The organism is Marivita sp. (genome assembly GCF_051859345.1).
Lineage (GTDB): Bacteria > Pseudomonadota > Alphaproteobacteria > Rhodobacterales > Rhodobacteraceae > Marivita.
The window spans coordinates 1-6,370 of record NZ_JBHYFV010000075.1 but is presented as its reverse complement, the minus strand read 5'-3'; the positions used below and the strand labels follow the sequence as shown (position 1 = coordinate 6,370).

Annotated in this window: 5 protein-coding genes and 1 pseudogene; 4 read left to right on the top strand and 2 right to left on the bottom strand. The window is 58.9% G+C overall.

Going from position 1 to position 6,370, the window contains the following annotated elements:
- Both ACTIEN_RS21635 and ACTIEN_RS21630 read right to left on the bottom strand, forming a co-directional pair.
- On the bottom strand, window positions 1-697 hold a 697-nt coding region (locus tag ACTIEN_RS21635; protein ID WP_439525219.1), incomplete at its 3' end, for a dihydrodipicolinate synthase family protein.
- Between the two features lie 18 nt (window positions 698-715).
- Window positions 716-1,549, bottom strand: coding sequence for a sugar phosphate isomerase/epimerase family protein (locus tag ACTIEN_RS21630; RefSeq protein WP_439525218.1), 834 nt, complete (start codon window positions 1,547-1,549; stop codon window positions 716-718).
- Between the two features lie 101 nt (window positions 1,550-1,650).
- On the opposite strand from ACTIEN_RS21630, the gene ACTIEN_RS21625 reads away from it, so the two are divergent.
- The 4 genes and pseudogenes from ACTIEN_RS21625 to ACTIEN_RS21610 form a co-directional block, all read left to right on the top strand.
- Window positions 1,651-2,772 (top strand): NAD(P)/FAD-dependent oxidoreductase, encoded by a 1,122-nt coding sequence (locus ACTIEN_RS21625; protein WP_439525217.1) that lies wholly within the window; start codon window positions 1,651-1,653, stop codon window positions 2,770-2,772.
- A 66-nt stretch (window positions 2,773-2,838) separates the two neighbouring features.
- Complete coding sequence (locus ACTIEN_RS21620; protein ID WP_439525216.1) at window positions 2,839-4,284, top strand: NAD-dependent succinate-semialdehyde dehydrogenase; 1,446 nt, start codon at window positions 2,839-2,841, stop codon at window positions 4,282-4,284.
- 155 nt (window positions 4,285-4,439) lie between these two features.
- Window positions 4,440-6,047: an ABC transporter substrate-binding protein gene (locus tag ACTIEN_RS21615; protein ID WP_439525215.1), complete on the top strand. Its 1,608-nt coding sequence runs from the start codon at window positions 4,440-4,442 to the stop codon at window positions 6,045-6,047.
- 30 nt (window positions 6,048-6,077) lie between these two features.
- Window positions 6,078-6,370 (top strand): annotated as a pseudogene (locus ACTIEN_RS21610) (ABC transporter permease); the annotation flags it as partial.

Genomic DNA, 6,370 nt, shown 5'->3' with positions numbered 1-6,370 from the left:
CCTTGGCATCCCCGATCCGCCCGGCTTCGAGCAAGTCCCAGATCCGGGTCGATGCACGCGGAATATAATTGCCGAAAGGATTCACGTATCCGACCGCACCCAGAAGGAACGACTCGACGATCCGTTCACCGGCAAAGACGTTCATCACACCTTCGGTTTCCTCGACAATGTCATAGACACGGGCGACATCCATCGACGCTTCCTTGATGTAACGAACCGTGTCGAATTCGCGTGTCAGTCGGCCAACCAGCTTGGCGGACATGTCGACATTCGATGTGACCGGGTTGTTGTACAGCATGATCGGCAGATCGCAGGTCCGGGTGATCAGGTCGTAATAGCCGACGATCTCATCCTCGGTGGGCGTGTAGTAGTAAGGCGGAATGATCATCAGCCCGTCTGCCCCGGCCGCCTGTGCCTCGCGCGCATAGCGGGCGGCGTTGACGCTATAGGCATTCGACGCGCCGACCCAAACCGCGATGCGGCCGTCCACATGGGCGACCGTATCTTCGACAAAAGCCGTGCGTTCGGCGTCGGACACGGTCAGGAATTCCCCGGTCGTGCCAAGGATGATGACCCCCGGCACGCCTTGCGAGATCTGCCAGTCGATCAGACGACGGTTGGCTTCAAGGTCGATGGCACTGCCATCGGCGGTAAAGGGGGTCACGTTGACAGAGTGACTGCCGCGAAACTGTTTCATATTGTGTCCTTTGTCGGCTCAGAGGGCCGCCCAGCCGTGCTGGGCCAGAATGTCATGGCTGGCGCGGATATCACCATCGGGGTCGCTGCCGGGCAGGTTGGCGTCCGAAATCATTTCAAGAACGGTCAACTTGTCGTAGCCAATGTCCTTGAGTGCCTGCGCCACCGGGGCCACATCGACGATGCCGGTGCCAAGCCGTTCGTGCTTGAACACATCCGCCGGGCTGTCGGAAATATGCACGTTCTCGCACAGATCTCCCAGCAACCGGATTGCGTCGCCCGCGTCTTCCTTGATGAAGACGCCATTGCAGACATCATAGTTCACACCGATATCGCCGATCATGCCGCACAGGTCGACCATGTCCTGCGCCGAGGGGCGGTGGGTGAAGGGGACGTTTTCCAGCAGGATGCGCACACCCGTTCCATTGGCATGGGCAACGACCTTCTTGGCCGACTCGACAAACCACTCGTCCAGCCATTCCTTGGGTGGGTCGATCAGCCCGCCATAGACACCGGGGATCATCACAACGTAAGGGCATTTCAGCTCGGCCGCGAAATCGATCGCTTCGAAATAGCGGTCCAGCGTGTATTGCCGCATGTGAGGGTCGGGCGCGTTGGGGTTGTTGTCGATCAGAGGATAACAGAAGGATGTGATCCGCGTGCCTTCACCATCGAGCCACGCCTTGTATTCCTTGCGCTGATCGCCGGACAATTGAGAGGGCCAGCAATGCGGCGGGAAGATCATCAGTTCAAAGTCAGTGTATCCCATCCCCTTGAGGTGCTTGAGCGAGTCAAGACCACTCGAAGAATAGAGAAAGGGAAAGGTGCTGGCGGCCACGGGCAAGTGCGACATCGGCAGAAAACTCCAGTTGGGTCAGTTTCACAGACTGTTCATCATGCGTACAAAAGTTAGTATAACGAACATATGACGCGACTCAACGGGGTTTTCAAGCGATGCCGCACTATGACCTGGCCATTATCGGCGGCGGGCTTGCCGGGGCTTCGACAGCGTATTACGCCTGCAAACAGGGTGCATCTGTTCTTCTTCTTGAACGCCGCGATCTGAACCTTGGGGCATCGGGGTCGAACGCCGGGTCGATCCATGCGCAGATCCCGTTTGATCCTTTTCGGAACCTTGGTGCTGAGTGGGCGCGGCGCTATGCGGCCACCTTGCCCCTGTTTCAGGCCTCGATCCGAAAATGGGGGGCGCTTGAAGACGAGTTGCAAGGGCGCATCGGCCTTTCGGTCAAAGGCGGCTTGATGGTGGCCGCGTCCGATACGGATTGTGCGGCACTTCGGGACAAGGTCGAAATCGAGCGACACGCGGGGCTCGAGGTCGACCTTTGGGACAAGGATATGCTTGCCCGGAACGCGCCGTTCCTCGCGGATGGCATGTCACTCGGGGCCTTCTGTCCGATCGAGGGGAAAGCCGATCCGTTTACCGTGGCACCTTTATATGCGCGACGCGCGGTCGAGATGGGGCTGGTTCTGCGCCGAAATGCTGAGGTAACGGCCATCAAGCACAACAGTGACGGCTTTTTGCTGCAAACCAGCCAAGGCGACGTTACGGCACATCGCGTGGTCAACGCCGCAGGATCAGACGCGGCGCGGGTGTCGGCCATGCTTGGTATCCGGGTCGACATCGAAGCACATGCGATCCAGGTCGCCGTCACGGAAAAACGGCCACCAACCTTGCCCTACCTGCTCTATTTCACAGGTGAAAAACTGACCCTGAAGCAAGCTTTGGAAGGCGGCTTTCTGATCGGTGGCGGATGGCCAGCCCGGCTCAAGGGGCATCCGGTGGTCGATCACCGCTCAATGATTCGCAACCTTTCGATTGCGCAAGACGTTGTTCCGGCTCTTCACGGGATCGACATTGTTCGCAGTTGGGCCGCGATGGTCAATGGCACTGCCGATTGGCGTCCCATTCTTGGCGAAGTGCCGGATGCGCCCGGTTTCTTCCTGAACCTCTTTCCGTGGATGGGCTTTACCGCGGCCCCTGCGGTATCCGAGGCGATCGCGGCGCTGGCGCTTGGGCAGACGCCGGAGATTGACCTCCAGGCATTTGCCCTTTGAATTTAGACGATTGCTGGAGGATTGAGTGTACGCTATACGAACAATAGTTCGATTATGGAGTGCACGATGATCTATTCCGAGTTCCTGAAAGAAGCCAACCTGATCGACGGGGCGTGGGTTTCGTCCGACGATGGTGGGCAAATCGACGTTACCGATCCGGCCAGTGGCACCGTCATTGGTCATGTTCCCAATTCCGGTGCCGCAGAGACCGCTCGTGCCATTGCCGCGGCGGAAAGGGCTTTCCCGGCCTATTCCGCAATGAGTGTGACCGAGCGTTCGAACCTGCTGCGCAATCTGCACAAACAGATCGTGGACAATGTCGATGCGCTTGCCGCGCTGCTGACCGCAGAGCAGGGCAAACCCCTGGCTGAAGCGCGGGGCGAAGTCATGTCATCGGCAGCCTATGTTCTCTGGTTCGCCGAAGAAGCGCGCCGGGCTGGCGGCGAGGTCATCCCGTCGCCATGGCCGAACAGGAAGCTCTTGACGACGCGCCATCCCATCGGGGTTGTTGCAGCGATCACACCGTGGAATTTTCCATCTTCGATGTTGGCCCGAAAACTTGGCCCCGCCCTCGCGGCAGGTTGTACGGCAGTGGTCAAACCCGCGACGGCCACACCTTATAGCGGTTTGGTCTGGGGGCTGTTGGCAGAACGTGCAGGCTTCCCGCCGGGCGTCGTGAACATCGTGACAGGGTCCGCCCGCGAGATCGGAAACGAAATCCTGAAAAACCCGGCTGTACGAAAGCTGACCTTTACCGGCTCAACCGAAATCGGAAAGCAGTTGATCAAGGGGTCGGCGGACACGGTCAAGAAAGTGTCGATGGAACTGGGTGGCAATGCGCCCTTTATAGTTTTTGACGATGCCGATCTCGACCGTGCGGTCGATGGCGCCATGATTGCCAAGTTCCGCAATGCCGGCCAGACCTGCATCTGTTCCAACCGTGTGTTCGTGCAGGCCGGCATCTATGATGACTTCGTCGAGCGACTTTCAAAACGCGCCGCCGCTCTCAAGGTGGCGCCCGGGTCTGATGACGGGGCAGAGCAGGGTCCGATGATCGACATGACGGCGATCGAAAAGACCGAGGAACTGATTGCCGATGCGGTCGCCAATGGCGGTATCGTGCGTACGGGCGGAAATCGCCATGCACGCGGTGGGCTTTTCTTCGAGCCGACAGTCATCGCCGACGCAAACGCAAGCATGCGCGTCACACGCGAAGAGATTTTCGGACCGGTTGCCCCAGTCTACCGGTTCGAATCCGAAGCCGATGCAATCCGCATGGCGAACGATACCGAATACGGACTCGCCGCCTATGCCTATACACGCGACCTTGGACGGGCCTTCCGGCTTCAGGATCGGTTGGAATACGGGCTGATCGGAATCAACGAGGTGCTGATCGTGACCCCGGAGGTTCCGTTTGGCGGTTTGAAGGAATCCGGCCTTGGCAAAGAAGGCAGCTGGCAGGGCCTCGATGACTATCTCGAGACCAAATACACCTGCATTGGCGGTCTTTGATGTTTTATTTGGCGAACATCCGTTCGCATAGTAAAATTTGTTAGACAGGACTTCGAATCGAAAGTAAAAAGTTTTTACTGCTATAAAAACAAACTGACCGACATCGCGTCAGGACCGTCTCGGTGTCTGTTCTATCCAACAAGGAGGACATTCTCATGAATTTCTGGAAGCCCGGCCTGTTGTGCGCGGCGGTCATGATGGCCATGCCCGTCGCCGCGCAAGAGGTGCTCACCATCGGTGTCCGGTCCGAAGCGAGTTCGCTGGACCCACACTGGACCCAGCTTTCTGCCGACGTACAGGTGCAGGAACACATCTTCGAAAAACTCGTCGCGCTTGACTCCGCGTCCCAGCCAATCCCTGGCCTTGCCGAAAGCTGGCAACCGCTGGATGACACGACATGGGAATTCAAGTTGCGCGAAGGGGTGCAGTGGCACGATGGCGAGGCGTTCAACGCCGATGATGTCGTTTTCACCTTTGACCGCCTGCGCGGCGGAATCTCGGGCGCTCCTGCGTCGCCCGCCTTCCAACTTGAAAAAGGATCGAAGCAGTGGATCAAGGTGGATGATTACACCGTCCACATCACCACCGACGGACCCTATCCGACCGTGGCCGAAGACCTTGCCATGCTGCCCATTGTTGCTGAACATGTGGCGCGAGGTGCAACGGAATCCGTCGATTTCAACAGCGGCGAAGCCGCCATCGGCACCGGCCCGTTCCTGTTCGAGGAATACAGCCCCGGCAACCGCGTCACCGTAAAGAAGAACCCCAATTGGTGGGGCGGTGAGGTTGAATGGGATCAGGTGGTGTTCCGCCCGATCACACAGGATGCGTCCCGCCTTGCGGCGCTCCTGAACGGCGATGTCGACATGATCGACTATCCGCCCACCATCGACCTGCCGCAATTGCAGGAAGACCCGGACTTCACGGTGTCGACCATCCCATCCGACCGGCTGATCTACCTCATGCCCGGCTACAAGCATGTCGAACGGTTCATCACCGACAATGACGGCAACGTCATGGTCCCGAACCCGATGCGCGACTGGCGTGTGCGCAAGGCGCTGAGCCTTGCCGTCAACCGCGAAACGATCCGGGACCGTGTCATGGGCGGCGCGTCGCTGCCCGCCAAGAACATCGTGCCACCGGGCTTCTTCGGCTATGTCGATGGTCTCAAGGCTGACCCCTACGATCCGGAACAGGCGCAGGCGCTGCTGAACGAGGCTGGCTATGGCGACGGCTTCCGCATCACGCTGCACGGCCCCAATGACCGCTACATCAACGACGCCCGTATCCTCGAAGCGGTTGCTCAGATGTGGAGCCGCGTCGGCATCACAACCGAAGTCGATGCCATGCCGCGCAACATCTTCTTCTCGCGGCTGATCCGGGGTGACGAACTGTCCATGCCCGGCTTCGATGTGCCTGAATTCTCCATGTCGATGACCGGTTGGGGCACCGTCGCGGGCGAGGCGACCTATACTGTTTCGGGCACGCTGGAAACCTACAACGCGGCAACGGGTGGCGGGAACGGCAACTTCGGGCGCTATTCCAATCCCGAGATCGACGCGCGGTCGGTTCTGGCAAAGCGCACCATCGACCCGGAAACCCGGTTGGCCATCCTGCAAGAGGCGATCACCATTGGCATGGATGACTATGCCTATATCCCGATCCACTTCCAGGTGAACAACTGGGCGATGAAAGCCGGTCTTGAACACCAGCCGCGCACCAACGAACGCACGCTCGCGACCGAAGTGTCTCGGGTCGACTAAGCGCAGAACAGCGGACGAGGCGAAGAACCGATGGCTGAATTCATCATCAAACGTGTCTTGCAGGCGCTGCTCGTGCTGCTTGTGATGACCGTGCTGGTGTTCTTCGGCGTCAATGTGATCGGAAACCCGGTCTACATCTTCGCCTCGTCCGAATGCGATCAGTCCTGCCTGACCAAGATCATCGCTGATCTGGGTCTCGACCGCCCTGTCTGGGAACAATACCTCGTGTTTCTGGGCAACCTGCTCCAAGGCGATCTGGGCAACTCATTCACTCACGGAATCCCCGCCCTCTCGCTTATCTTTGAACGGCTGCCCGCAACGCT

What these genes read in the sequence shown, in the direction of transcription:
- ACTIEN_RS21630 (WP_439525218.1), bottom strand. Translation starts at nt 1,549, where the DNA reads ATGTCGCACTTGCCCGTGGCCGCCAGCACCTTTCCCTTTCTCTATTCT.
- ACTIEN_RS21620 (WP_439525216.1), top strand. Translation starts at nt 2,839, where the DNA reads ATGATCTATTCCGAGTTCCTGAAAGAAGCCAACCTGATCGACGGGGCG.
- ACTIEN_RS21625 (WP_439525217.1), top strand. Translation starts at nt 1,651, where the DNA reads ATGCCGCACTATGACCTGGCCATTATCGGCGGCGGGCTTGCCGGGGCT.
- ACTIEN_RS21615 (WP_439525215.1), top strand. Translation starts at nt 4,440, where the DNA reads ATGAATTTCTGGAAGCCCGGCCTGTTGTGCGCGGCGGTCATGATGGCC.